Source organism: Flavobacterium sp. W21_SRS_FM6 (genome assembly GCF_052119645.1).
GTDB lineage: Bacteria > Pseudomonadota > Gammaproteobacteria > Enterobacterales > Alteromonadaceae > Paraglaciecola.
On the sequence record NZ_JBGQOM010000006.1, the window covers coordinates 240,000 to 266,182 of the forward strand.

15 protein-coding genes are annotated in these 26,183 nt (G+C 43.9%); 11 read left to right on the plus strand and 4 right to left on the minus strand.

The genetic code is table 11. The annotated features are described in order from the left end of the window. Positions 1-80 precede the first annotated feature (80 nt). Both tal and tkt read right to left on the minus strand, forming a co-directional pair. Positions 81-1,040, minus strand: coding sequence for a transaldolase (tal, locus tag ACEN2L_RS12285; protein WP_441744085.1), 960 nt, complete (start codon positions 1,038-1,040; stop codon positions 81-83). A gap of 81 nt (positions 1,041-1,121) precedes the next feature. Continuing rightward, positions 1,122-3,122, minus strand: coding sequence for a transketolase (tkt, locus tag ACEN2L_RS12290; protein ID WP_441744087.1), 2,001 nt, complete (start codon positions 3,120-3,122; stop codon positions 1,122-1,124). A 543-nt stretch (positions 3,123-3,665) separates the two neighbouring features. On the opposite strand from tkt, the gene ACEN2L_RS12295 reads away from it, so the two are divergent. The 7 genes from ACEN2L_RS12295 to ACEN2L_RS12325 all read left to right on the plus strand — a co-directional run bounded on the left by ACEN2L_RS12295 (position 3,666) and on the right by ACEN2L_RS12325 (position 13,455). Continuing rightward, positions 3,666-5,360: a ribulokinase gene (locus tag ACEN2L_RS12295; protein WP_441744088.1), complete on the plus strand. Its 1,695-nt coding sequence runs from the start codon at positions 3,666-3,668 to the stop codon at positions 5,358-5,360. Next, positions 5,347-6,042 (plus strand): L-ribulose-5-phosphate 4-epimerase, encoded by a 696-nt coding sequence (locus ACEN2L_RS12300; RefSeq protein ID WP_441744090.1) that lies wholly within the window; start codon positions 5,347-5,349, stop codon positions 6,040-6,042. Before ACEN2L_RS12295 ends, ACEN2L_RS12300 begins: the two co-directional genes overlap by 14 nt. 36 nt (positions 6,043-6,078) lie before the next feature. Next, a complete protein-coding gene (araA, locus tag ACEN2L_RS12305; protein ID WP_441744092.1) occupies positions 6,079-7,581 on the plus strand; it encodes an L-arabinose isomerase in 1,503 nt (500 codons plus the stop codon). Positions 7,582-7,641: 60 nt separating this feature from the next. Then, positions 7,642-8,244 carry a beta-phosphoglucomutase family hydrolase gene (locus tag ACEN2L_RS12310; protein WP_306021748.1) on the plus strand — a complete coding sequence of 201 codons (603 nt, stop codon included), beginning with the start codon at positions 7,642-7,644 and terminating at the stop codon, positions 8,242-8,244. Positions 8,245-8,342: 98 nt separating this feature from the next. Next, positions 8,343-9,581 (plus strand): aldose epimerase family protein, encoded by a 1,239-nt coding sequence (locus tag ACEN2L_RS12315; protein ID WP_441744094.1) that lies wholly within the window; start codon positions 8,343-8,345, stop codon positions 9,579-9,581. 35 nt (positions 9,582-9,616) lie between these two features. Beyond that, positions 9,617-11,548: a glycoside hydrolase family 97 protein gene (locus tag ACEN2L_RS12320; RefSeq protein ID WP_306021746.1), complete on the plus strand. Its 1,932-nt coding sequence runs from the start codon at positions 9,617-9,619 to the stop codon at positions 11,546-11,548. Positions 11,549-11,574: 26 nt separating this feature from the next. After that, a complete protein-coding gene (locus tag ACEN2L_RS12325) occupies positions 11,575-13,455 on the plus strand; it encodes a family 43 glycosylhydrolase (RefSeq protein ID WP_441744096.1) in 1,881 nt (626 codons plus the stop codon). Positions 13,456-13,533: 78 nt separating this feature from the next. Here ACEN2L_RS12325 and ACEN2L_RS12330 read toward each other — a convergent pair whose 3' ends face one another. Then, positions 13,534-14,481: a glycoside hydrolase family 43 protein gene (locus ACEN2L_RS12330; protein WP_306021744.1), complete on the minus strand. Its 948-nt coding sequence runs from the start codon at positions 14,479-14,481 to the stop codon at positions 13,534-13,536. Positions 14,482-14,514: 33 nt separating this feature from the next. Next, a complete protein-coding gene (locus ACEN2L_RS12335) occupies positions 14,515-14,640 on the minus strand; it encodes a hypothetical protein (RefSeq protein ID WP_306021743.1) in 126 nt (41 codons plus the stop codon). 151 nt (positions 14,641-14,791) lie between these two features. Between ACEN2L_RS12335 and ACEN2L_RS12340 the strand changes: the two genes are divergently transcribed. The 4 genes from ACEN2L_RS12340 (at position 14,792) to ACEN2L_RS12355 (ending at position 26,169) form a co-directional block, all read left to right on the plus strand. Continuing rightward, positions 14,792-18,217, plus strand: a complete 3,426-nt coding sequence (locus tag ACEN2L_RS12340; RefSeq protein ID WP_441744099.1) for a LamG-like jellyroll fold domain-containing protein — start codon at positions 14,792-14,794, stop codon at positions 18,215-18,217. A 100-nt stretch (positions 18,218-18,317) separates the two neighbouring features. Beyond that, positions 18,318-21,227, plus strand: coding sequence for a TonB-dependent receptor (locus tag ACEN2L_RS12345; protein ID WP_441744101.1), 2,910 nt, complete (start codon positions 18,318-18,320; stop codon positions 21,225-21,227). 628 nt (positions 21,228-21,855) lie between these two features. Beyond that, positions 21,856-24,645: a TonB-dependent receptor gene (locus ACEN2L_RS12350; protein ID WP_441744102.1), complete on the plus strand. Its 2,790-nt coding sequence runs from the start codon at positions 21,856-21,858 to the stop codon at positions 24,643-24,645. A 186-nt stretch (positions 24,646-24,831) separates the two neighbouring features. Next, positions 24,832-26,169, plus strand: a complete 1,338-nt coding sequence (locus tag ACEN2L_RS12355; RefSeq protein ID WP_441744104.1) for an MFS transporter — start codon at positions 24,832-24,834, stop codon at positions 26,167-26,169. The last annotated feature ends 14 nt before the right edge of the window (positions 26,170-26,183 follow it).

The window sequence follows — 26,183 nt, forward strand, 5'->3', positions numbered from 1 at the left end:
GAGACTCGAATTCAAGACCTCGCCATGCGGAAAGACTCTAACATTTAGTGAGCTCACCACATTTGCCACTGAGGTTGTTATTAAGGGGTATTGAAATAAGTAGATAACATTTCACCTAATGATTCCTGATCAATAGCAAAATTACGAATACCCTCCGCTAATTTTTCGGTCGCCATTGCGTCTTGGTTGTGTTGCCAACGAAATTCACTTTCACTCATTATTTTTGGCGCGGTAAGCGCTACAAAATCGTTTATCAGTTTTTGCTCAAAATGGTAAGAAGAGTTTGACAATTCCTCTAAAAGTTGGGGGCTGATGGTAAGACGATCGCAACCTGCAAGCTCAATTATTTGACCTGTGTTCCGGAAGCTTGCTCCCATGACGACAGTGTTATAGCCATGACTTTTATAATATTTGTAAATACTACTTACCGAAATTACGCCAGGATCCTCAGACGATTCGTAAGTCAGACTAGTTTTTGCTTTGTGCCAGTCTAAGATCCTTCCAACAAACGGTGATATTAGAAACACTTTAGCTTCACAACATGCTCTAGCTTGAGCGAAAGAAAATAACAAGGTTAAATTACAATTTATTCCTTCTTTTTCAAGTGCTTCTGCTGCTTTAATGCCTTCCCACGTTGCAGCTAGTTTAATCAGTACTCTTTCTTTTTTTACACCAGCAAGCTCATACAATTTAATCAGTTTTTTCGCTTTTTCTATCGAGCCTTTCGTATCGAATGAGAGGCGGGCGTCTACTTCAGTTGAAATCCTTCCCGGAATGAAATTTAATATCTCCCTACCAATATTAACGGCTAGTTTGTCTTCAGCTTCTAATATTTGAGTATGTTTATCATCAGATAAACTTTTTGCGTAGTTTACGGCGTCCTCTAATAAGTTTTTATATTTAGATAATTTTGCCGCTTTAAGTATCAATGTAGGATTAGTTGTTGCATCTTCAGGATGATACTTTTGAATTTCTTCGATATCGCCAGTGTCAGCAACAACTGTTGTGACGGTACGTAATACATCAAGTTGATTTGTCATATTTACTTCTTTTTTAATTAGTAGTTTAAAATTTGTGATTGTGTGAGTTGAAAATGGATAAATCTTTTAGTCTTAGCACATTTAAGGCTTGCTCTCTTCGCTAAGCTTAGTCAAAGCTTTAGCAACTAGATTTTCTGAAGTGAGACCAAATTTTACATATAATTGCTCTGCGCTCGCCGACGCGCCAAATTCATTTACACTTAATACGTCGTTTTCGTCGGCCACATATCTAGTCCAACCAAATGAACTAGCCGCTTCAATCGCTAGTCGAGGTTTATCTCCTAACACTTCTTGGTGATACTCATTAGGTTGTGCATCAAATAATGACCAACATGGCAATGAGACAACTGCTACATGAACGCCTAATTTTTCAAGTTTGACTGCTGCCTCGATCGCTATGGCAACTTCTGTACCCGTTGCAATTATTGTTAGGTCTCTTGGTTTCTGCGTTTCTCGTATCAGATATCCACCTTTTGAGACTAAATTGAGAGGTGTATGGGATAGTCTGACTGCTGGAGAGTTTTGCCTTGATAACGCAAATAGTGAAGGGCCTGTTGTTTTTAAGGCTATTTGATAAGCCTCTATAGTTTCAGTTAAATCAGCCGGCCTAAAAACCTTCATACCTGGAATTGCCCTCAAGCTTGCAAGGTGTTCAACTGGTTGGTGAGTTGGACCATCTTCACCAAGTCCAATAGAATCATGTGTCATTATATACAGAACTTTTGTTTGCATCAGGGCAGATAATCGGATGGCATTCCTCATATAATCTGAAAAAACAAGAAATGTACCTCCATAGGGTATTATGCCCCCATGCAGCGACATGCCGTTCATGGTTGCTGCCATAGCAAACTCTCTAACACCATATCTGATGTACCGTCCACTTTTTCCAGGATTAAAAGTACTGTCGGTAGCCGCTGTTTGAGTCAAATTTGAACCTGTTAAATCGGCTGAGCCGCCTATGAGTTCAGGTAAGTTTTTACCAACGACTTCTAGCGCTATTTGACTTGCTTTGCGAGTTGCTAGGCTAAGGAGTTCAGTTGGTAAGTTTAGTTTTGCTGTTTCAATAACGTCATCAAAATTTGATGGGAGGTTCCCCTCCATTCGCCTCACAAAATCTTCTCGGTCGATTTGGGGCATGGTAGCAAGACTATTTTCCCAAGTAATGCGAAGCGTCTGACTCATTGCGCCTGTTTTCCTCCAATCTTGTAATACTTCGCTTGGAATAGAAAACGGCTCTTCTACTAAATTCAAGTTAGATTTAGCTAATCTTGCTTCTTCGCTACCCAAAGGTGAACCGTGAATACCTGCGTTATTTGCTTTGGTTGGAGCCCCATATCCGATGATTGTTTTGAATAAAACAATGGAGGGTTTTGATAATTCTTGCTTTGCTTCTTGAAGCGCGCGGTCGATATCTTCAAAGTTATGGCCGTCAGCTATAATAGTATGCCATCCCATGGCTTCAAATTTTTTATTTGTGTTGTCGGTAAATGCAAGATCTGTATTCCCATCAATTGAAATACTATTCATATCATAAAGCACGTTTAGCTGGCCTAATTTAAGGTGTCCCGCCAAAGATGCAGCCTCTTGACCAACCCCTTCCATTAAACATCCATCCCCAACAAATACCCATGTCCGATGGTTACATATGTGTTCCCCAAACTCATCTCGTAGACGTTGTTCAGCCAATGCGAGACCAACTGCCATGCCTAACCCTTGACCTAGTGGACCAGTCGTTGCCTCTACACCAGGAGTGTGACCTACTTCTGGGTGCCCTGGGGTAATTGAACCTGCTTTTCGAAAGCTTTTTATGTCTTCTAATTCAACACCGTTTACTCCAATAAGATAGAGTAATGAATATAGTAACATCGCGCCATGTCCGTTGGACAAGACCACCCGATCTCGGTCGTGCCAATTCGGCGCGTCAGGATCAAATTTTAAATGATTGCGGTACAACATAGTAGCAATGTCCGCCATCCCTAAAGCAGCACCCGGATGCCCATGTCCGGCATTTTCAACCGCATCGATGACTAACCCTCTAATAGTATTTGATAATATTTGGTAATTAATTTTGTTGTTTCTCATTTGGTCTATTCCGTGAACGAGGTTTAAGTATCTTGTCTGCAAATATCATTAAATGACTTAACACATTTGATTGCTTACAAATGTGCTTTACAGTGACAGCATCTATACGCTTAATTGTAATACAATATTACCATATGATTTGTTTTATTTTTAAATTTAAACTGAAAATTTTTAACATTAGATGCACTTTGCTTTGAAATACTAGGATATCCAGCAAAATCTGGTGGCCATCAAAAGAATTTTTGATGTAACGAATTGTTCATTGCTGCTGAAGCTGAAATATCAAATATATTTTTCATCGTATAGAATTATTCACTCTTCAAACCTCTGCCAATAACATTATAAATAGACAATAAAACGGCAAGTGGTTCCTCCATTATTATTAAATAATACAACCATTATTAAGTGGTTACGGAGTTATTTAGACATTTATGCTTTTACATTCTCTTTACATTGGTATTTTAATGTTATTATAATACAATTAAGGTTTTTCGCTTGAGCAAATAATTGCGTACAAGTGATTTCAAGAAAGTAAGGGTGTTTATGTCGCGCTATGTTTTGGGGCTAGATTACGGATCAGACTCTGTCAGAGCCTTGCTGGTGGATACCAGTAACGGTAGGGAAGTCGCTGATCATATGGTGGTTTACCCACGTTGGAGTAAAGGTTTGTATTGTGAGCCGCAGCGGGATCAGTTCAGACAACATCCACAAGATTATTTAGATAGCCTTGAAGAAGTGATGGCTGGTTTGTGGTGGAAGGTACCAACTGGTATTGCCGATAAAGTCGTGGGTTTAAGTATTGATACTACGGGGTCGACGCCGGTGGCGATTAACAAACAGGGTGTGCCTTTGGCCTTGACCCCCGAGTTTAGTGAAAACCCCAATGCGATGTTTGTGTTGTGGAAAGATCACACGGCCATTAAAGAAGCGGCTGAAATAACCCAAAAAGCCACTGCCAATTCAATTAATTACATCAGTAATATGGGCGGCGTGTATTCCTCAGAATGGTATTGGGCCAAAGCCCTACATGTATTACGCAGCGATGAACAAGTTCGTAAAGCTGCCTATAGCTGGGTAGAACACTGTGATTGGTTGACCGCGGTTTTGACCGATACCACCGATCCCTCGGTATTTAAAATGGGCCGTTGTGCCGCTGGCCACAAAATTATGTGGAACGAACAGTGGGGCGGTTTTCCTCCGAATGATTTTTTTGTGGCTATCGACCCCCTACTTGATGGTTTGGTCGATACTTTAAATGCTGATACCCAGACTTCAGATCAGTTAGCAGGTAGATTGACCCAAGAATGGGCTGCCAAACTCGGTTTGCGAGTAGGCATTGCTGTGGGTTATGGCGCCTTTGATTGTCATATGGGCGCGGTTGCAGCCAATGTTAAACCCGGTGTGTTAACCAAAGTTATGGGCACCTCGACCTGCGACATTACCGTCGTTGCACCGCAGCAATTAGCGGGTGCCAGCGTCAAAGGTATTTGTGGCCAAGTAACGGGTTCGGTTATCCCTGACATGGTGGGTTTGGAAGCAGGTCAATCGGCTTTTGGTGATTTGTATGCTTGGTTTAAAAACGTACTCAATTGGCCAATGGCAAATATTAATCTCAATATTACGGGGGTTGATGCCAATGCGGCGGTGGCGATAAAACAACATATTGAACAACAAACTTTGCAAGCTTTGTCTGACAAAGCCAGTCAGATAACACCTAAAGCCACTGATGTTGTGGCGCTTGATTGGATCAATGGCCGTCGCACGCCGGTTGCCAATCAAGGTGTGAGTATGGCTATTCAAGGTATCAAGATGGGTACCGATGCCAGCTATATTTTTAAAGCTCTAGTAGAAGCCACCGCTTTTGGTTCTAAAGCTATCACCGACTGTTTTACTGAGCAGGGTGTGCCGGTTAATTCCATCGTGGTGATAGGTGGTATTTCGAAAAAATCTGACTACGTGATGCAAACATGTGCTGACATTTGGAATTGCCAAATAGATGTACTTAAAAGTGAACAAAGCTGCGCCCTGGGTGCTGCCATATTTGCCTCTGTTGCTGCCGGCGTTTTTGCTACGGTGAGTGAAGCACAAGCCAGCTTAGCCTCCCCTGTGTATAAAAGTTATCAGCCCAATCCCAAGCGAGTGCCGGTGTACGCGCAGCTTTACGCCAAATATCAGGCCCTAGGTTGTTACGAAAATGGGGCTGTTATAAAAAAGGAACTACAGCATGAAATATCGTGAATTAAAACGCGAGGTTTATGAAGCAAATATAGAGCTGCAAACCCGTAATCTAGTGGTGTATACCTTTGGTAATGTATCGCAAATTGACCGCCAAGCGGGGGTGATAGCCATTAAACCCAGTGGTGTGTCTTATGCCGATATGAAGGCCGACGACATGGTGATTGTGGATTTAGATAACAAGATAGTGGAAGGCAGCATGCGTCCATCGTCTGACACTAAAACCCATACACACTTATACCGTCATTTTGCTGATATTGGTGGCGTGACTCATACCCATTCCACTTATGCCACCGCCTGGGCGCAGGCTAAATTGTCTATTCCTTGTTTGGGTACTACTCACGCCGATTTTGTATTTGGTGAAATACCCTGCACAGCAGAAATGAGTGACGAACAAATCAAACGAGATTACGAAGAAGAAACCGGCGTGCAAATTACCGACTGTTTCAAACAGCGTAGTCCCAACGAAGCACCCATGGTGATCGTGGCGGGACATGCGCCCTTTACCTGGGGTAAAGATGCCGCTAAGTCGGTATATCACGCGGTGATATTAGAAGAAATTGCCAAAATGGCCTATCTGACTCGTACCTTGAACCCCACAGGTTTGTTGTTAAGTAGCGCGATTTTAAACAAACATTATCAAAGAAAACACGGTAGTGGCGCCTATTACGGCCAAAGCAACTAAGCCAACATTTATTTATTACGAGGTTTAAACATTATTATGCCTACTAACAGCATTAAAAACGTCTGGTTTGTGACCGGATCACAAGATTTATATGGGCCAAAAGTCCTTGCTTCTGTGGCTGAAAACAGCCAAGCCATGGTCAAAGAGCTTAACCAAAGCGCTGGTTTAAACGTTAACTTGGTGTGGCAACCCACGGTTAAATCACCAGAAGAAATTTATGCAGTGTGCCAAGCGGCAAATACTGATCCTAACTGTGTGGGTTTGGTATTGTGGATGCACACCTTTTCACCTGCCAAAATGTGGATCAAAGGCTTAAATGCTTTGAGCAAGCCTTGGTTACACTTACATACTCAGTTCAACGCGGCCCTACCTTGGGCTGACATTGACATGAACTACATGAACTTGCATCAAAGTGCCCATGGAGATCGTGAATTTGGTCATATTGGTACACGTATGCGTATCGAACGTAAGGTGGTTGCGGGTTATTGGCGCAATAAAGACGTGCAAAAACAAATAGATGATTGGTGCCGTGCGGCCAGTGGCTGGCATGAAAGTCGTCATCTAAAGGTCGCGCGTTTTGGCGATAACATGCGTCAAGTAGCGGTTACCGAAGGTGATAAAGTCGCTGCGCAGATCCAGTTTGGTTATGAAGTCAATGCTTACGGTATTCAAGATCTCGTTGATGTGGTTAATCAGGTCAGCGCCAGCGACATTAAAAACCAAATCGAATTATATAAAAACGACTACATCATCAGCGCTGACGCCTTGAATGATAGTTACCAATATAAAATGTTTGAAAACGAAGCGCGTCTTGAACTGGGCATGTTGAAGTTTTTAAACGACGGCAAATACAAAGCCTTTACTAACTGTTTTGAAAACCTAGCGGGCATGACGGGTTTACCCGGCTTGGCCACTCAGCGTTTGATGTCACAAGGTTTTGGCTATGGCGGCGAAGGTGACTGGAAAACCTCAGCCATGGTGCGCATCATGAAAGTGATGGGTGAGGGCAGAACAGGTGGTACCTCGTTTATGGAAGACTACACCTACAACTTCGGTGCTATTGACCAAGTATTAGGCGCTCACATGTTAGAGATTTGTCCGACTATTTCGCAAGCCAAAGCCCGTCTTGAAGTGCACCGTCATACCATAGGTGTTAAATGTGATGTGGCGCGTTTGTTGTTTACCGCGTCGCCAGGCCCATCCATTAATGTTTCACCCATCGATATGGGTAATCGTTTCCGCATTATCGTGAGCGAAGCAGATACGGTTACCCCACCGGCTGAGCTACCTAAATTACCTGTGGGCGGCGCAGTGTGGGAACCAAAACCAAATCTATCTGTTGCCTCAGCGGCTTGGATCCATGCTGGTGGTGCTCATCACTCAGCTTACAGTCAGACAGTCACCACCGACATGATCATAGATTATGCAGAAATGGCTGGAGTTGAAACTGTAGTCATAGATGCGGATACCACTATCCGCGGTTTCAAAAACGAGTTGCGCCAAAGCGCTGCTTATTACCACCTCAATCGCGGCTTGTAAAAGCTCTTGGAAAAAGCCAATCTGCGGATTGGCTTTTTCAACGATTAAACAAGGTAAAAAATGTTAGATCTCTCTCGTTACAGCGCCATTATTTTTGATATGGATGGCACCCTAATTGATTCAATGGGCGCTCATATACAAGCCTGGCGCATGACCTGTGAACATTTTTCTTATCCCTTTGATGGAGATTTTATGCATGGTTTGGGTGGGGTACCCACGCGGCAAACCGTGGTTTTGTTAAATGAAAAGTTCAATCTTCAGCACTCGCCTGATGATGTAGCCGCCAAAAAACGTGAATTTTGGTTAACCCTAGACGATTCTCCGCGCATTATTGAACAAACCCATCAGGTACTGCAGCACTATCACGGCAAACTAAAGATGGGCATTGGTACCGGGGCAGAACGCGCACACGCTGTTGATTTACTAAATAAAACGGGGCTTGATCAATTAGTTACTACCTTGGTTACTGCCACCGATGTTACTCACGGCAAACCCCATCCCGAAACCTTTTTAACGGTCGCCCAATTATTGGGGGTAGATCCCGCTAAGTGCGTGGTGTTTGAAGATACCTTAATTGGCAAAGAAGCTGCTACTCGAGCCGGAATGGATTGTATTTTGGTGTTAGATGGACAAATTCAACTAGAGAGACAAAGTCTGCTCTAGGCTTGATTACGTGCTATTGACTGGTCAGTTTATTTTATTTTTATCAAGACTAATTAATTGCCTTACTAAATTATAAAAACCTTACTACAGGATAAATTATGTCTCAGACCTTATTAAGCAAACACCACACTAGCCCTCTTGTTTCAAAAATATTATGCATGCGTGCACTTACTGTCGCTCTGGCGGCTTTATTTCTAAGTGGTTGCAATCCTGCTGGGCAAAGTACCAGCCAGACATCAAGTGAAAAAACAGCCGTAATGGAACAAACAATGAAAAGTACAAAATTTTCCGCTACTAGCAAGCCCTATGGGCAATTAGCCGATGGTACCCAAGTGGACATGATCACCTTAAGTAATCCCAATGGCATTGAAGTGGATGTGATCAGTTACGGCGGGATTATTACGCGTTTATTAACCCCAGATGCACAAGGCCAGTTGGGCGATATCGTCTTAGGTTTTGACAATCTTGACGATTATGTGAGTGCCAGCCCCTATTTTGGCGCTTTGATTGGTCGTTATGGAAATCGTATTGCCAATGGCCGTTTTACCTTAAATGGTGAAACCTATCAACTAGATACTAATGACGGAGCTAACCATTTACACGGTGGGGTGCAAGGTTTTGACAAAAAAGTATGGGCTATGAAACCCTTTACCACAGCTAACAGCGCCGGAATTGTCTTAACCTTAAATAGCCCAGATGACGACCAAGGTTACCCCGGTAATTTAGCCGTCGAAGTGACCTATGAACTGACTGCTGATAATCAGTTAGATATGCGCTTTAAAGCCAACACTGATAAAGCCACAGTGGTTAACTTAACCCAACACACTTATTTTAATTTGGCGGGCAAAGGCGACATTCTTGCTCACCAGATGCAAATCAATAGCGCTACTCTTACTCCCGTTGGCGCAGGTTTGATCCCTACCGGTGAATTAAGCTCGGTCGAAGGCACACCTTTTGATTTTCGTGCACCTAAAGCCATTGGCCAAGATATAGGCGCTGATGATGAGCAACTGGCTTTGGGCTTGGGTTATGACCACAACTACGTATTAAAAGCAGCGCCAAGTGATGAACTTGTGTTAGCGGCGACAGTGAGTGAGCTGACTACTGGCCGTGTATTAGAAGTGTGGAGTGAAGAGCCCTCAGTACAGTTTTACTCGGGTAACTTTTTGGATGGTACTTTACAGGGCAAAGGCCGTACTTTTGGTTTTCGCAGCGGTTTTTGTTTAGAGCCGCAGCACAATCCAGATTCGCCGAATCAGCCACAATTCCCAAGCACCACTTTGTTGCCAGAAGATACTTATCAAACTCGCATCGTTTATCGTTTTGCGACTAAATAATACGCATTAACAAAACTCAAACGGGAGCAATAAAGATGAAACTATGGGTCGCACTTTTATTGTCGACGTTTGTGTGTGGAACTCCGATGGCGCTCGCGGCGCCTCTGAGTAAAATCACTAGCCCAGACAATAATATTTCGGTCACCATTGATTTAGATGATGCGGGACAACTGAGTTATCAGTTGTTCCGTCAGCAACAGCCTGTGATGGAGCCTTCCGCTTTGGGGATAAGCCTGCATAACACTGATTTTACTCATGATTTGAGCTTGGTGAGCAAGTCGTCGCTGGAAACCATTCGCGAACATTATTCATTAAAAACCGGCAAAGCCAGTGAAATTGATTATGTAGCTAAAGAGCAGAGATTGCATTTCCGTAATGCGGCATCCCATCCTGTGGCATTGGTACTGCGGGTATCCAACGATGGTTTGGCCTTTCGTTATGAACTGGGTGGTGAGTCGCAAGATATACGGGTGGTGATGTCGGAGGCCAGTAGTTTTAACTTTTATGCCGACACTCAAGCCTGGTTGCAGCCTAAGTCGGTGGTTAAGTCGGGTTGGATGCAAACTAACCCTTCTTATGAAGAAAGTTATGAAATGGCCATGCCAGTCGGTACTGCCTCACCCACTCAAGCGGGTTGGATATATCCGGCCTTATTTCACTACAAAGATACTTGGATTGCTATCTCGGAAGCGGGCATGGATGGTCATTATAGTGGCACAAACCTAGCCCAAAACAGCCCAAGTGGTAATTATCAGATCCGTATGCCCCAAGCCGGCGAAGTGACCACCAATGGCGCCTTACTATCCCAAGCTAAACTGCCGTTTAATTCGCCTTGGCGGATTATCGCAGTGGGCACTTTGGCACAAGTGTATGCCTCAACCTTAGGCACCGATTTAGCCTTGCCTGAAGTTGAGGGAGACTTTGACTTTGTGAAACCCGGCATTGCAGCATGGAGTTGGGGTTTACTTAAAGATGACGCCACTGTGTATCCGGTGCAAAAAGAATTTATCGATTACGCCGCGACTATGCACTGGCCCTATGTGCTAGTGGATGCCGATTGGGATGTGAAAATTGGTTACGACAAAATTGCTGAATTAGTGCAGTATGCGGCAACTAAAAATGTGGCTCTGTTGCTGTGGTACAACTCATCAGGCGCATGGAACGACACGGTTTACACCCCAAAAAGTCGTTTATTGACTCGAGCCGATCGTCGTGCTGAGTTTGCGCGTATTCACCAAATGGGTATTCGTGGCATTAAAGTGGACTTTTTCCCTGGCGATGGCCAATCAGCCATGCATTACTATCAAGATATACTCGCCGATGCGGCGGATTTTAAGCTGATGGTTAATTTTCATGGCGCGACTTTACCCCGCGGTATGCAGCGCACTTATCCAAATTTTTTAACCTCGGAAGCCATCAAAGGTTTTGAAATGATCACCTTTGATCAAAAAACCGCCAATGCTGAAGCTAGCCACGCCACGACCATCCCTTTTACTCGCAACTTGTTTGATCCTATGGATTTTACGCCCATGGTGTTGGGTGATATTCCCAATATTGAACGCAAGACCACTAACGGTTTTCAGTTAGCACTACCGGTGATATTTACCTCTGGTATCCAGCATTTGGTCACCACGCCCGAGCAAATGTCGCAGGTCCCTGACTATGTCAAAACCTATTTGCAAAACATACCTGGTCAATGGGATGAAAGTCGCTTGTTAGATGGTATTCCCGGCAAGCTCGTGGTGATCGCCAGACGCGCAGGGAACACGTGGTATGTGGCGGCCATCAACGGTGAAGATAAGGCAAAAGCATTGCAACTGGATTTAGTCTTTATGGGCAAGCAACAGGGCAATATGCTTAGTGATGGCCCTTTGCCACGTAGCATGGTTGAGACTGACATCGACAGCAAACAAACCGCCTTTGCCCTGCCAGCGTCGGCTGGATTTGTATTAGTTTTTAATAAATAGTAGATAGGGATCCCATGAGAAATTGCATGAAAACCTTTAGTCAGTTGGCCGTAATAACACTAATTCTTGCTGTGACTGCCTGTAGTATTAATGAGGGAAAACACGCTGAAAAAGCGGGGGCGCCACAAAAAGGCAGCTTTACTAATCCGCTGTTTCCCAATGGAGCCGATCCTTGGTTGGAATATTGGGATGGTAATTATTATCTGACCACCACTACCTGGACATCAGAATTGGTGATGCGTAAATCGCCTACCTTAGCTGGCCTTGCCACTGCGGTTCCTATTAATGTGTGGTCGGCCACCGAAGCCCAGCGTTGCTGCAATTTTTGGGCCTTTGAGTTTCACCGTTTAAAAGGACCAAAAGGCTACCGCTGGTACATGATGTATACCGCGGGTCAAGACGGTACCTTGGATCACCAGCATCTTAATGTACTCGAAAGTGCCGGTGACGACCCTATGGGCCCCTATGAATATAAAGGTGCCATGATGCCGGATGTATGGAACATCGACGGTAATTACCTGCAACTAAAAGACAAACTTTATCTGATTTACTCCCAATGGCAGGGTGATGAGCAACGTAATTTGATTGCAGAAATGGATACACCTTGGAGTCTCAAGGCGGATACCAAACACGTGGTATTAACCAGACCTGTATTAGAGTGGGAAATAAGTGAACGTAAAGTCACCGAGGGCGCTGAAATTTTGCAGCACAATGGTCGCACCTTCATGACCTACTCAGGTAGTTTTTGTGATACGCCAGACTACAAACTGGGTTTATTAGAATTGGTGGGCGATGATCCTATGGTTGCAGCCAATTGGCAAAAGTCAGAAAAACCGGTTTTTGAGCGCACCGAGACCGTGTTTGGCCCTGGCCATAATGGCTTTTTTACCTCGCCGGACGGCACAGAAGACTGGTTGGTTTATCATGCTAATGCCTTGGAAACCGAAGGTTGTGGTGCTTCACGCTCCCTGCGCGCGCAAAAGTTTACTTGGCATGAGGACGGCACGCCCAATTTTGGCAAACCCATTACACCGGGTGTGATAGTTGCCCCACCTTCTGGTGAAGATGGTCCCTTAGAAACCATAGTTCAGGGTCAGACCTATTCCTTAGTTAACGCTACATCACAAAAGTGTTTGGATGTTGGTCCGAGTTTTGCCCTACAGGGCCAGTGTGCTGCCAGTAATAACGACTGGGTGCTGGACTCAACTACAGAAGGCTTTTACCGCTTAGCTAAACGTAATAGCAGACAATTTTTAGACCTTGCCCAATGTGAGGCCAAAGAAGGCGTGAATACCCAACTCTCACCTTGGCATAATAATTATTGTCAGCAATGGCAGCTTAAAGCCGCGGACGATGGTTTAGTCACTATTACCAATCGCGCCACAGGTTTAAATTTGTCGCTGGCTAATTGCTCAAGTGACCTTGGTCACGCAGTGCAACAAAATACCAATACTGAGTGCCAACAATGGCGTTTACAGGCTACTGGTGAAATGGCGATACTCAGTCAGCAAAGTGGCAAGGCCTTATCCATCGGCCAAAGCCCAGCTGAATTTGCCAGTAATGTTGAACAAAGTGCTTGGACCAATAACACCAATCAAATCTGGCAGATGACGGCCACAGAAGCAGGTTTTATGCAGCTTAAAAACAAAAATGCGCCACATTTGTGTGTGGGCATTGCTGATAATGCTGTGGTGCCAGGCGCTAACGTTGAGTTACAGCAATGCGTGGCACCAACCGCTCAATGGCGTATGCAACCGGTTAATGGTGGTGGCTTTAATTTGATTAACCGTTATAGCAAGCAGGCGATGAACTTAGCCAATTGTGGTTTAGCGCAGGGGACTAATATCGCTCAGGCTCCTTTGCTCGATAATAACTGTCAGGTGTTTCACTTACGCGCAACTCACTAAACTCTCTGGTTAATGAGCAAAAGGAAGCCCGGCAAGTGCTGGGCTTTTTTATCTCAATGGAATAGCAAATTAGAAGGTTTAGTTAATACCTTCGCTGGTCATAATTATCCGTTTTAGGCTGCCATCGGCATTGTAGTTCAGGGCGTCGATGGCAACTGAGCGACGGAAACGTCCACCACTAGGCTGACCATTAAGCGGTGGCACAGCGCCAGTGTGGTAAATAAAATAAGACTTACCTTTGAATTCAATTATGGACTGGTGATTGGTTTCACTGTTACCCGCTATTTCATTCAGAATACCTTTATATTCCCACGGGCCGTGAATGCTTTTGCTCATGGCGTAACAGATCTTTTCTGGAAATTCACAGGCGTAAGACAAATAATAATTGTCGTCTTTTTTGTGCACCCAAGCCGCTTCGGTAAACTTGGGTAAATCTAATGTTTTAATCTCACCATCGAGTTCGATCATATTGTCTTTGAGCTTGACGTATTTAGGCATTAAGTTGCCAAAAAACATATACACATCGCCGTTTTCTTCAATGTAAATCGCCGGATCAATATCGTCCCAGTCGTTGGGAGTTTGTTTGGTCATGTCGTCAGTGACGAGAGCCTTGCCTAGGGCATCTTTAAACGGCCCTGTTGGCGAGTCGGATACGGCAACTCCGATGGCAAAACCAGGTTTGTCATCTTTATGGCGCACTGTGGTGTAAAAGTAATATTTGCCCTTTCGTTTAACCATGTGAGCCGCCCAAGCTTCACCTTTAGCCCAGCTAAAATCAGTGGCTTGCATAATAGCTCCATGGGGCGTCCAGTGTTTCATGTCTTTAGAGGAAAACACTAACCAGTCATGCATTTCAAAAAACACATTATTGTCTTTGGCTTCATCATGGCCGGTATATAAATACACGGTATCACCGTCTACCAAAGCTGCAGGATCGGCAGTAAATACATCAACAAATAATGGGTTTTGTGCGGCCACTGCACTGCTTAATAATAAGGTCGCAGCGGATAAATAAGACTTAAACATAATAATTCCTTGGTATTTCACGTTTAGTTCAACTTACTGCAGCTTGGCTGCTTGTTTACCTTGCCAGTTCATCGCTAAGTCACGGAGAGCAAGCACTAAACCTGCGGCTTGTATTGGCAAACGTAAGTCAATTGTTAAAAAAAACAATATTAATTGCATTGCTAGTTAATCTTATGTAAAAATGATTTTAAATACTATAGTAATATTGTATGACAAGATTGTTTTGTTGTAACTAGTCAATCACAGTTAATGCGATATACCCGACTCAACCTTGATAAGAATTCGGACACAACACATGAGGCAAACCAAAATGAAACTTAAAACAGCACTCTTTTTGAGTGGGATAATAGCAGTTTCAGGATGCGGTGGTTCAGGAGACGATAGTAATTCTCCTCCATCTTATACAGCACCTGGCAACCAAACCGCAGTCGATCCTAACGCGGGCATTTCCGACAGCAGCCAATACAACGATATCGGCGTACATGATCCCTCCATAGTGAAAGTTGACGGCACCTATTATGTCTTTGGCTCCCACATGGCGGCGGCTAAGTCTACTGATTTGATGGGCTGGGAATACATTTCCAATTCAGTTGCAGATACGCCCTTGTTTAATACTTATGCCTCTGAAATCGCCGAAGGCATAGCCTGGACAGATGGTTTTGTTGGTAACTGGGCGGCCGATGTTATTCAGGCGCCAAACGGCAAGTTTTGGTTTTATTACAATCACTGTGGTCAAGACAACCCTGACACTCCTGAGTTTGATGAGGTGTGCTGGAACCGTTCTTATTTAGGATTAGCTGTCTCTGATTCGGTTGAGGGCCCTTATACCAATCAAGGTGTGTTTTTACGCTCAGGGTATCGTGCGGGAGAATTAGACACTTATCCGGTGGATGGTGTGACTGCTTACAATCCTGCGGTACACCCTAATGCCATCGACCCCGCTGCATTTTACGATAAAAACGGCAATTTGTGGATGGTTTACGGTTCGTATTCTGGTGGAATTTTTGTATTAGCCATGGACGAAACCACGGGCATGCCAGAAGCCGGACAAGGTTATGGCAAACATTTAGTGGGGGGTAACTACAACGCCATTGAAGGTAGTTTTGTTATTTATAGCCCAGACAGTGATTATTATTATTTGTTTTGGTCTGACGCGGGTTTTGCCGCTGATGGTGGTTACAACATTCGCGTAGCGCGTTCCCGCACTCCCGATGGCCCTTATTTAGATGCCGCAGGCAATGACATGGTTAATGCCACTGTCGCCAACGAAATGGGTAACAAAATGTTGGGTAGTCATTTATGGGCCTCTGCCTTTGGCGATCCATCAGCTCAATATGGTTACAACGCACCCGGTCATAATTCGGCTTCATATGATGAGCAACTAGGTAAATATTTGCTGTTTACCCATACTCGTTTTCCACAAGAGGAAGGCCGTTACGACAATATTGAAGCTCACTCTGTGCGTGTGCACGAAATGTGGCTCAATAAAGACCAGTGGCTGGTGGTTTCCCCTCATCGTTATGCGCCAGTAGACGGTGATAATGTGGTTGACCCTGCAGATTTAGCCGGTGACTACCGCCTGATCTTGCAAGGTAAAGACAGTAATGGTGATGAACATCAGTCGGTGTATGTGTCGCTAACTAATCAAGGCCGTTATATACAGGGTGATTTGAGTGGCGTGTATAAACTCTACAGTGATGAGCCCGGCAGAATTCGCCTTTCTATTGATGATGATACGAGCTACGAAGCCGTGGCTAAGTGGCAATGGAATGTAGAAGATCAACGTTTTGAAGTGGTTATTTCAGGTATGAGTGCTGCGGGTGAATCCTTCATGGCAGCTAAGTTACCCACTAAGTCGGTGGCGCAAATTGTAGATGATATTAATGCTGCCGTGGAGCAAACCTTTATCAATGAAGCTGATCCTAGTCAAACCTTGGCTGTAAAACAAAGTCTTACTTTTCCTGCCACTGGCGCACGTGGAGCTCAGTTGACCTGGTCTTCTAATAAACCCCGTTATATAGCGGCAGATGGCACAGTCACTCGTCCTAATGTGGGTGAAGGAGATCAAACAGTTACTTTGACTGCCACTATTGACGTCTTGGGCCAAACCATGACAGTCACTAAAGATGTCATCGTGGCCGAGCGTTCTACCTATAACCGTACTGCTTATTATCCCTTTGAAAACTCCTTAAGTGATAGTTCAATGCACTATGCCGACGCCATGGCGGCAACCAGTTTTGCGGGTGATTCACTGACCTCTGCAGTGTACATTGATGGCCAAGTGGGCAAAGCGGTTAATCTAGATGGTAGTTATGGGGTGTTATTACCTAATGACGTTATCGACAGTTACCAATACACAGTGTCATTTTGGCTAAATCAGAAAATGGCCGAGCAGTGGTTCCGCCCAGCCTTTTTTGCCGCACAGTCAGCTGATCCTGCTCGCTGGGCGAGTTTCCTGCCTAGAAGTTGGAATGGTGAGTTAATGTTATGGTCAAACTGGGTGGATGATAAAGGTAATGTATCCTGGTTAGACGGTTTTAGCGGTGTGACTTATCCAGTCAATGAATGGCATCATGTGGCCTTTGCCGTAAAAAATGGCGCTTTCCAAATATACTATGATGGGGTGCAAGTAGGTTCTGGTGCCAATTTGCGTGATATCTTCACCAATTCACCAGAAGGTACGATCATTACTCTAGGTCTTAATTTCTGGGATGCGCCTACGGTTGCCGCTTACGATGAATTAACCATTTATGATGAAGCCCTCACCGCCGCTGAAGTTAAAGCCCTAGAAGTGGACCGTTTACCCGCCGAGCAACTGTTGAGTATTGCCCAGCAGGCCTTATATTTGGGTAACTTAGATTATGTCATTACCGATCTTGTATTGCCTTATTCTGGACCCTTTGCTTCGGCCTTAAGTTGGACCTCGTCTAATACAACGGTGATTGATCCCACATCAGGTAAAGTCACCCGTCCAGTGCGTGGTGAGGCTGATGTCACTGTCACGTTGACCGCAACCATGACTTTGGCTGGTGAATCTACCACTAAGGAATTTGTTGCCAAGGTTATTTCCAAGACACCTCCTGCACCTGTTGCCCGCTTTAGTTTTGAAGACAACCTAGAGGATTCAGTAGGTAACTTTAATGCGGGCGAGGCCGCGGATAAAACGGCCGAAATACCTTTGATTACTCCTACCGACAAAGTGGTGACTTATGCTGCTGGCGCTGTCGGTAATGCCATTAAGTTCCTCGGTGATGCGGGTCCTGGTGTCAAGTTACCCAATGGTTTAATCACTGACTTTAGTTACTCAATATCCATGTGGCTCAATCCAACGGTCAAAACCCAATATACCTCGGCGTTTTTTGGTTATGCAGCGAGTAATAGTTGGATCAGCGTCGCGCCCTTTGGCCCTAGTGGCGACACCATGTTGTGGTCGGGTGAAGCGTGGTTTGACGGTAATTTAGGTTCACAAATACCGGCTAGCCAGTGGTCACACATCGTGATTGTGGTAAACGAAGGAAGCTTTACTGCCTATCTTAATGGACAACTAGTGACTAGCCTTGAGGGTTTCCCCAATGTGTTTACTAAGGTTGGAAGTGCGTCCGGCTTTGCGCTGGCCACTAACCTCTTTCCATGGGATGCCAACTACAACGGCATGATGGACGAGTTAGTGATCTTCGACGACCCGTTATCGCTCGAAGATGTGCAAGGGCTTTACGCTGAAGGTAATGTCCAATAATGACCCGTGCTGAGTGGCGAGCCTCTCAGTCAATAAACACCATTTATGTTGGCCTGCTGCAAAAACAGTGGGCCGCTCAAAAAAATTTGGGAGAACACCAATGTTTAAGCTCTCTTTATTAAGCTCGGCGATTGCGACTACCTTAATCACGCTCAGCCAGACAAGTTATGCACAAGAGTCAGTGGCTCCAGAAGACTCCATGGAAGTGATTGAAGTCACGGGTATTCGTGGCAGTTTAGCCAAAGCCATTGATATTAAACGTGAAAAAATTGAGCCTGTGGACTCAATTGTGGCCGAAGATATCGGTAAGTTTCCGGATAACAACGTGATTGAAGCCTTACAACGGGTACCTGGTGTACAGGTAACGAACCGCGACCGTGGTGAAGTAGGCACTTTATCCATTCGTGGTTTAAGCGACATCACCACCACCATCAATGGGCGTCAGATGTACATTGGTACTGGGCGCTTTTACACCATGGCCGATACACCTGCGTCGTTAATTTCGCGAGTTGACGTATATAAAGCCCGCTCTGCCGACAAGATCCCCAGTGGTATTGCCGGACAAGTAGATGTCATGACCCAACGTCCTTTTAACTTTGAAGGTGAAAAGTTTGTGGTTGCCGCCCGTGGCATATATTCGGATCAGGAAAAAACCTTTGATCCCAATATCAGCGCCATGGCCAGTAACGTGTGGCAATTAGATGCGGGTAAATTTGGTGCCTTAATCAACATCGCCTATGCCAAAACTAATTGGCGCGATCAAGGTATTACTGCGGGTGCGGTATTCCCTTATTTTACAGGCTCGCCAGAAGGTCAAGGTTTAGATCGTTTTGGCAATACTGGCGATTTCCCCGCTTATGAGAGGATTAACTCGGCCTATTGGGATCCAGGTTTAGAACAAGGCTTACCGAATACTGCCGGTTCAACCCTCAATACTAATGGCTATGAAAACGAATATATTTTGTCGCGGGATGCGGTGTTTGCCAGTGATTTATCGGGGCAACGTGAACGTCCAGCGATGAATTTATCTTTGCAATTTGCGCCTAACGATAAGTCTGAATATTTGTTTGAAGCTTTTTATAATGGCTACCGTGAAACGGTGCGTAATAGCTTGTTTTTTGCTTATCCAGACTCGGCTTACAACATCAACTTTGATGATGATATAAGTTTCTACGAAGGCACTAATATTGTTAAATCCCGTACGGTGTATGACGGTGATCCTCGTTATGGTACCTGGGAAACTGATTTTAACAGTACTGACGCTGACGTACGTCAAACCGATACCTATATGTATGCCTTTGGTGGTAAGTGGGATTTGACCGACAACTTCCGTTTAGAAGCCGAGGTAGTGTCACAAAAAAGCGTATTTACGTCTGACTTTTTTGCTGTGCGTTTGTTACATGATTATTACGCCATGACAGTAGATTTTAATACTGGCGAGGGCGATGCAGGTTTGGTTTTCCATGATAATCCCGCCACGGCGGATATTGATGAATCAGATTTATTAGATCCACGTATGTATTCTATGGGTCCAGCCTGGGATAACGGTAGTCGTGATGAAGGTAAGTCAGATGCTTTGTATTTAGATGCTAATTGGTTTGTAGAATTTGCCGGTATCACGCAAATTGATTTTGGTTTGTTGTATGAAAAACGCAATACCAATAATCGTAGTCGTGGTGCCAATATGCTGGTTGGACAATATGAAATCCCCATGACTAGCATGCCAGTGGAGTTTCTTGACGCAACAGAAAACTTCTTTGACGGTCGTGCGGCATTCCCCTCTGGTTGGTTGATTGGTGATATCGACTATATGGTGAATAACAAAGATTATTTCCGTGAACTTTATGGATTCACCGATGAAAACGGTGAGCCTGTGGATAATTATCTGACGGGTGGTGCATCGTTAATTTCACGTCGTACTTTTGAAGCTGAAGAAAAAACAGTCGATCTATATGTACAAGCAAAGTTTGAATATGACGTACCGGGCGGCATATTGGACGGTACGGTTGGTGTGCGTTACACCGATGCAAGTACACCTTATATATTTGACCGGGTGGATACCGCAAATCAGGTGGTTGAACAAGACAATGGTGAAAATACCAGTAGTGATCTACTTCCGTCATTTATCGCTCGTTATACCTTCGACGACAACTATGTGTTCCGCTTGGCTTATACGGAGACCATGCGTCGCCCAGACTTTGGCTCGTTGAATCCTTATACCACTTATTCAAAAGGTGTTACTTCAGTTGGTACCGGTACGGCTAATTCGGGTAATCCCAATTTAAAACCGGTTATTTCCAAGAACTTAGATTTGTCTTTTGAATATTATTTTGGTGAAGCCAATGCCATTTATGCCACTTTGTTTGATCGTAAGATTGAAGGCTTAGTGGTGGGTTCGCGTACCGAAATTTATTATGACTATCCAGATGACGTTGATAGCAATGGTAATGAAATAGGAGAGCTATTACACATCCTTAATCGTCCTGATAACTCGGCAAATGGCAAGTTAAAAGGTTTTGAATTAGGCGTGGTGTACTTCCCTGAAAGTCTACCAGGTATACTCGACGGCTTTGGTATTCAGGCCAGTTATACCTCTTTAGATTCCTCACAGGATTTACCAGTGTATGATCAGAATGATCCCACCAACCCTGATCCAATCGGGTACGACACGGTGGAAATGTTTGGTGTATCTGATGAGTCTTACAGTGTGGTATTGGCTTATGAAAAAAATGACTTTAGCAGCCGTTTATCTTATGTATGGCGTGATGCATTTCGTTACGACAACGAAGCAGCCATCTTTGCTAACCCCTTGGCCCGTTACCGTGCACCAGAAACCAGTTTAGATTTTCAATTGTCATATAACGTCACTGAAAATATGGTTGTTACCTTTGATGCCACCAATCTAACCGATGAGAAATTCCAAGCTTATTATCAGTATCCTGATATTTATAACTTCTCCTCAGGTATTTATAGTCGCACCTTTGCCTTAGGTTTGAGATATTCACTGTAAAATTTTAGCCTTAAATCGCCCCGCCTATGCGGGGCTTTTTTTGGCTTGCAATTTATGCACTGGGAGCACAGTTGTTCGGGTTGATGGCATTATTTTCATATCTGCATTATTTGTAATACAAATATATGTAAAATTAAACTTAATCGTTCTGAGCTGAACGAGCATGGAAATTGAGTTTTATTTGCTATAAGCACCAAATAGTAGATTAACTAAAATACATTGGCTTTTGGAGTGAGCTGAACTTGAAATAAACGCATTAAAAATAATGAGTATTTAATTAGTGATTGATATATAACATTATTATTTGGTTTGTTGGGGTTTTAATAAGTGTGAAACAAGCTAAGGAGCATTGCTGAAACTAGCCTTTATTGCTTTTAAATACGGCAATCATCTCTACCTTTAATTTTGAAAAAGAATTACCTGACGGTATTTTAAGCACTGAATGCTAAATTGTTAATTTCTTTATTGACAGTTTAAATGTCATACAATATTATCAATAAAAGATAACAATACGTTTACAAGTTGTAAGGCTTAAGTGGTAACAAACCATGCCAACCCAATGTAAATACACTTTTGCTTTTTGCTGCCTTTCGCCGCACAAAGGACACACACAAACCGGAGTCTACCCATGTTTAAACTTACTCAGATAACAAGCGCGGTTATATTAGCGTTTGTTAGCCAAGGACTGTATGCGCAAGAAAATAGCACTGCAGGTAATCAAACTGAAAATGACGGTGTTGAAGTCATTCAAGTATCAGGAATTCGCGGTAGTTTAAATAAAGCCCTGAATATTAAACGCCAGAGCATGAATTTAGTTGATGCCATCGTGGCAGAAGATATTGGTAAGTTTCCAGATAACAACGTGGTAGAAGCCTTACAACGTGTATCTGGTGTGCAGGTTACAGATCGTGGTGCCGGTGAAGTATCTAGTGTCTCCATCCGTGGTTTAACTGACGTAACCACTACCGTAAATGGCCGTACTATTTTCACCGCGTCTGGTCGCTCTGTTGCCTTGGCAGATATCCCCGCTAGTTTGTTAAGTGGAGTAGATGTTTACAAAACTCGCTCTGCAGAATTAATTGAAAGTGGTATTGCCGGGCAAATTGACATTCATACTCAACGACCTTTCGATTTTGAAGGCAGTAAAGTGGTGGTTGCGGCGCGGGGTATTTATCAAGAGTTGGCTGACAAGGTCGATCCTAATGTCAGTGCCTTACTTAGTAATCGTTGGGAGTTGGATGGCGGCAAAGAATTTGGTGCTTTACTAAACGTATCTTTTGCCCGCACTAATTATAAAGACCAAAGTATAACCCCTGGCGCAGTAGTTCCTTTCTTTACTGAAGATGTGCCTGCTGGTTTTGCCCCTTACCAAGCATTTCCATCAGAAAATGCTGATGGCAGCACGGTATGGCAGCGCGGAAGCGAGTCAGGTCTGCCTTTTACTGCAGGCTCGACACTTAACTTTGAAGGTCAGGACTATGCTTATGTATTAAGTCGTGACGCTATTTTTGCCAGTGATTTTACCGGTAAGCGTGAGCGCCCCGCGGTTAACTTATCATTACAATTTGCACCCAATGATACTTCTGAGTATATCTTTGAGGCATTTTACAACGGCTATCGTAACGAGTCTTTCAACTCACTGATGTTTACTTTTGTTGATTGGTGGGGCTCTTTAGGCGACAACCCTAGTCAAAGCATTGAGTTATATGACGGTACCAATATGGTGAAATCAAGAACCGTTAATGACGTATATGGCTTTAATAGTGGCGATTTAAGTGTTGGTAAAACCGATAGTTATGTTTACGCCTTGGGGGGAAAATGGGAATTGACTGATGACTTACAGTTAGAGTCTGAAGTGGTTTACCAAAAGAGCGAATTCGAAGACACCTTTTTTGCTATGCGTACCGACCGCGTTGCACCTGGGGTTAACGTTGATTTTAATCACGACAATGGCTTACCCGCCTTAGAATTTTTAGATAACGCCGCAACCGACGTCAATGAGGCTGACTTGACCGAAACTTCTTTGTGGAACGTTGCCCAGCTTTATGACAATGGTTCTTATCGTAAAGGTGACGCCCTCACTTTTACCGTTGATGGCAGTTATTATGCCGATTTAGCTTGGATAAAAAGTGTTAAGTTTGGCCTACGTTATGACGATCGTAGTGCCGAGGAAGGGAGTCGAGCCATTGACGGTTTTTTAGGCCAGTCCTTGAGCAGTTTAGATCCGGGCTTGGCTTACAACACCACTAATTTCTTTGACGGGCGCGCTGATATTCCTAGCGAATGGGTAGTGGCTAACGGCCATTATATTTATGCCAATGCTGACGAATTCCGCACTCTATACGGTTGGGAAAAAGAATCGAACGAGAGAAACTTTGATATTAGTGAAACAACTACCGCAGTTTATGCCCAAGCTAACTTCGAAACAGAAATTGCTGGTAAAAAACTCGACGGTCAATTTGGCTTACGTTATGTCAATGTAGAAACTGATTTGTCTTTTATCAGTGAAGCAACAGGCGAGTTCACTGACGATTCTGTTAGTGCCTCTAAGTTACTGCCTAGTTTGATGGTGAGATATAACTTAACTGACGATTTGGTTGCTCGTTTTGCCTATGGTGAAACCTTACGTCGTCCTAATTTTGGCGATTTAAACCCTAATATCACTTATCAAGAAGATGTAACTAATATCGGTTATGGTCAAGGCACGGGCGGAAATCCTAACTTGAAACCGACAGAGTCAACCAATATCGATGTAACGTTGGAATGGTACTTTGCCCCTACCAGTTCACTTTACGCCACTGTTTTTCAACGTGATATTACCGGGCTAGTGAGTAGCTTCCGTAATGTGCAAAACTTTGCTGGTTCAGATGATATCGAAGCAGGTTTATATATTGTTAGTCAACCTGATAACGCGTCTGATGGAGAACTAAATGGCTTGGAAGTAGGTTTGGTGTATTTCCCAGAAAACTTACCTGAAGTATTAGATGGTTTAGGTATTCAAGCCAGCTTTACCAGTTTGGATTCTTCGCAAGAGATCCCTCAGCTGAATCAAGCGGGCGAAGTGACGGGTGTAGATAAACGTTCAATTTTTGGTGTATCGGATACCTCTTATTCCGCCATCTTAATCTATGAAAAAGAAGACTTTGATATGCGTTTAACCTATACATGGCGTGATGATTTCTTAAATAACTATGAAGCGGCTTTGTTTGCTGCTCCCTTAGGTGTTTATAGAAAACCTGAAAGCAGTGTGGACTTCCAGTTAAGTTATGACGTGACTGATAATTTAGTCGTGACTTTTGATGCCACTAACTTAACGGATGAAGTGTATCAAAGTTATTATCAGTATCCTGATACCCACAACTTTGGCAATGCTATTTATAGCCGTACCTTTGCCTTAGGTGCCAGATACTCATTTTAGCTCCGTAGTGTCCCTTGCCCCGCACTTGCGGGGCTTTTTTGTTAATTGCGTTCAGTTAAATTAGAACGGATTGTTAGTGAAAATAAGGTAGTGCTAGTAGTAAAGTGTAACCCGCTGGTGTAGACATTTGTTATGTTTGGTGGGCTCAGCAGTAAATTGTCGTAAGACACTCACAGTGGAAAATCTATGTCTAATTTAAAATTATCTGTGGTAGAAAAAGTAGGGTTTGGTGCAGGTGATATGGCAGTGAATGTCATGGTAGCGGCACTGTTTTTCTTTATGTCGTTTTTCTATACGGATATCTATGGACTCGATCCGGTAGACATGGGGATCTTGTTTTTAGTCGCTCGTTTTGTGGATGCGTTTACCGACCCCTTAATGGGGATTATTACCGATAAAGTAAAAACCCGTTGGGGTCAGTTCCGCCATTGGTTTTTGTTTTTGTCCATCCCCTATGGTTTATCCGTCATGTTGTTGTTTACCACACCCGACTTTGACTACAACATGAAACTGGCTTGGGCTTATGGCACCTATTTGTTTGCCACATTGATGTTTACGGGCATCGCCATTCCTTATATTTCCTACATTGGGGTATTAACCGCTGATCCTAAAGAGCGTTTGTCGGCCAATGGTTATCGCATGTTTTTTGCTAAAATCGCTAACGTCATCATCGTTTTTTCGGTGCCGCTGTTAGCCGTAATGTGGGGCGGGGATGATTTAGCCAAGGGTTATCAGCTGGCCATGGTCTTGGTCTCCATTTGTGGCGTTGCCTTATTGTTGTTTTGTTTTTTTACCACCAAAGAACGTATTGCTCATAGAGTGGAACAACAAAGTTTATTGCTGCAATTCAAAGGTTTGTTGAAAAACGATCAGTGGTTATTACTCTGTGCAGCCTGTGTATTAGGCACCCTGGGTTACGCCATTCGTGGCAGTGTGGCCATGTATTACGCCAAATATTATCTTGGCGCGCCTACTTTGGCTGGTGTGTTTACCAGTGCCGGTATCGCCGCGTCTATTGTTTCTATGGTGGCCAGTACGTGGATCACCAAACGTTATTGCAAAATCAAACTGTTCCGCTGGTCACAAATCGCCGTGCTGTTTATCTCTGTTGCCATGTATTTTACGGTGGGGCCGGGCGACATCGTATTGGCTTTTGTTTTATATATTTTGTTGTGTTTTGTGGTGGATTTACATGCGCCAGTCTTTTGGTCGGCCATAGCCGAAGCGGTGGATTATGGCGAAATTAAAGATGGTGTGCGTGCCTCTGGATTATCCTTTGGTGGTATCTCATTTTGCCAAAAAGCCGGTGGTGGCCTGGCAGGTTTAACCGGTGGTTTATTGCTGGCGTTTTTCGAATATCAACCTAATGCAGTGCAAAGTGATTTTACCTTAACGGGTTTAGCTTTAATGCTGACCATCATTCCCGGGGTGTTTCATGCCTTACTGGGTTTTGTATTGTTCAAATACAAGATTTCCGACAACTACTACACCACTATGATTAAAACTCAGCGTTTGCCAGAGTAATATTTTTCAGGAGC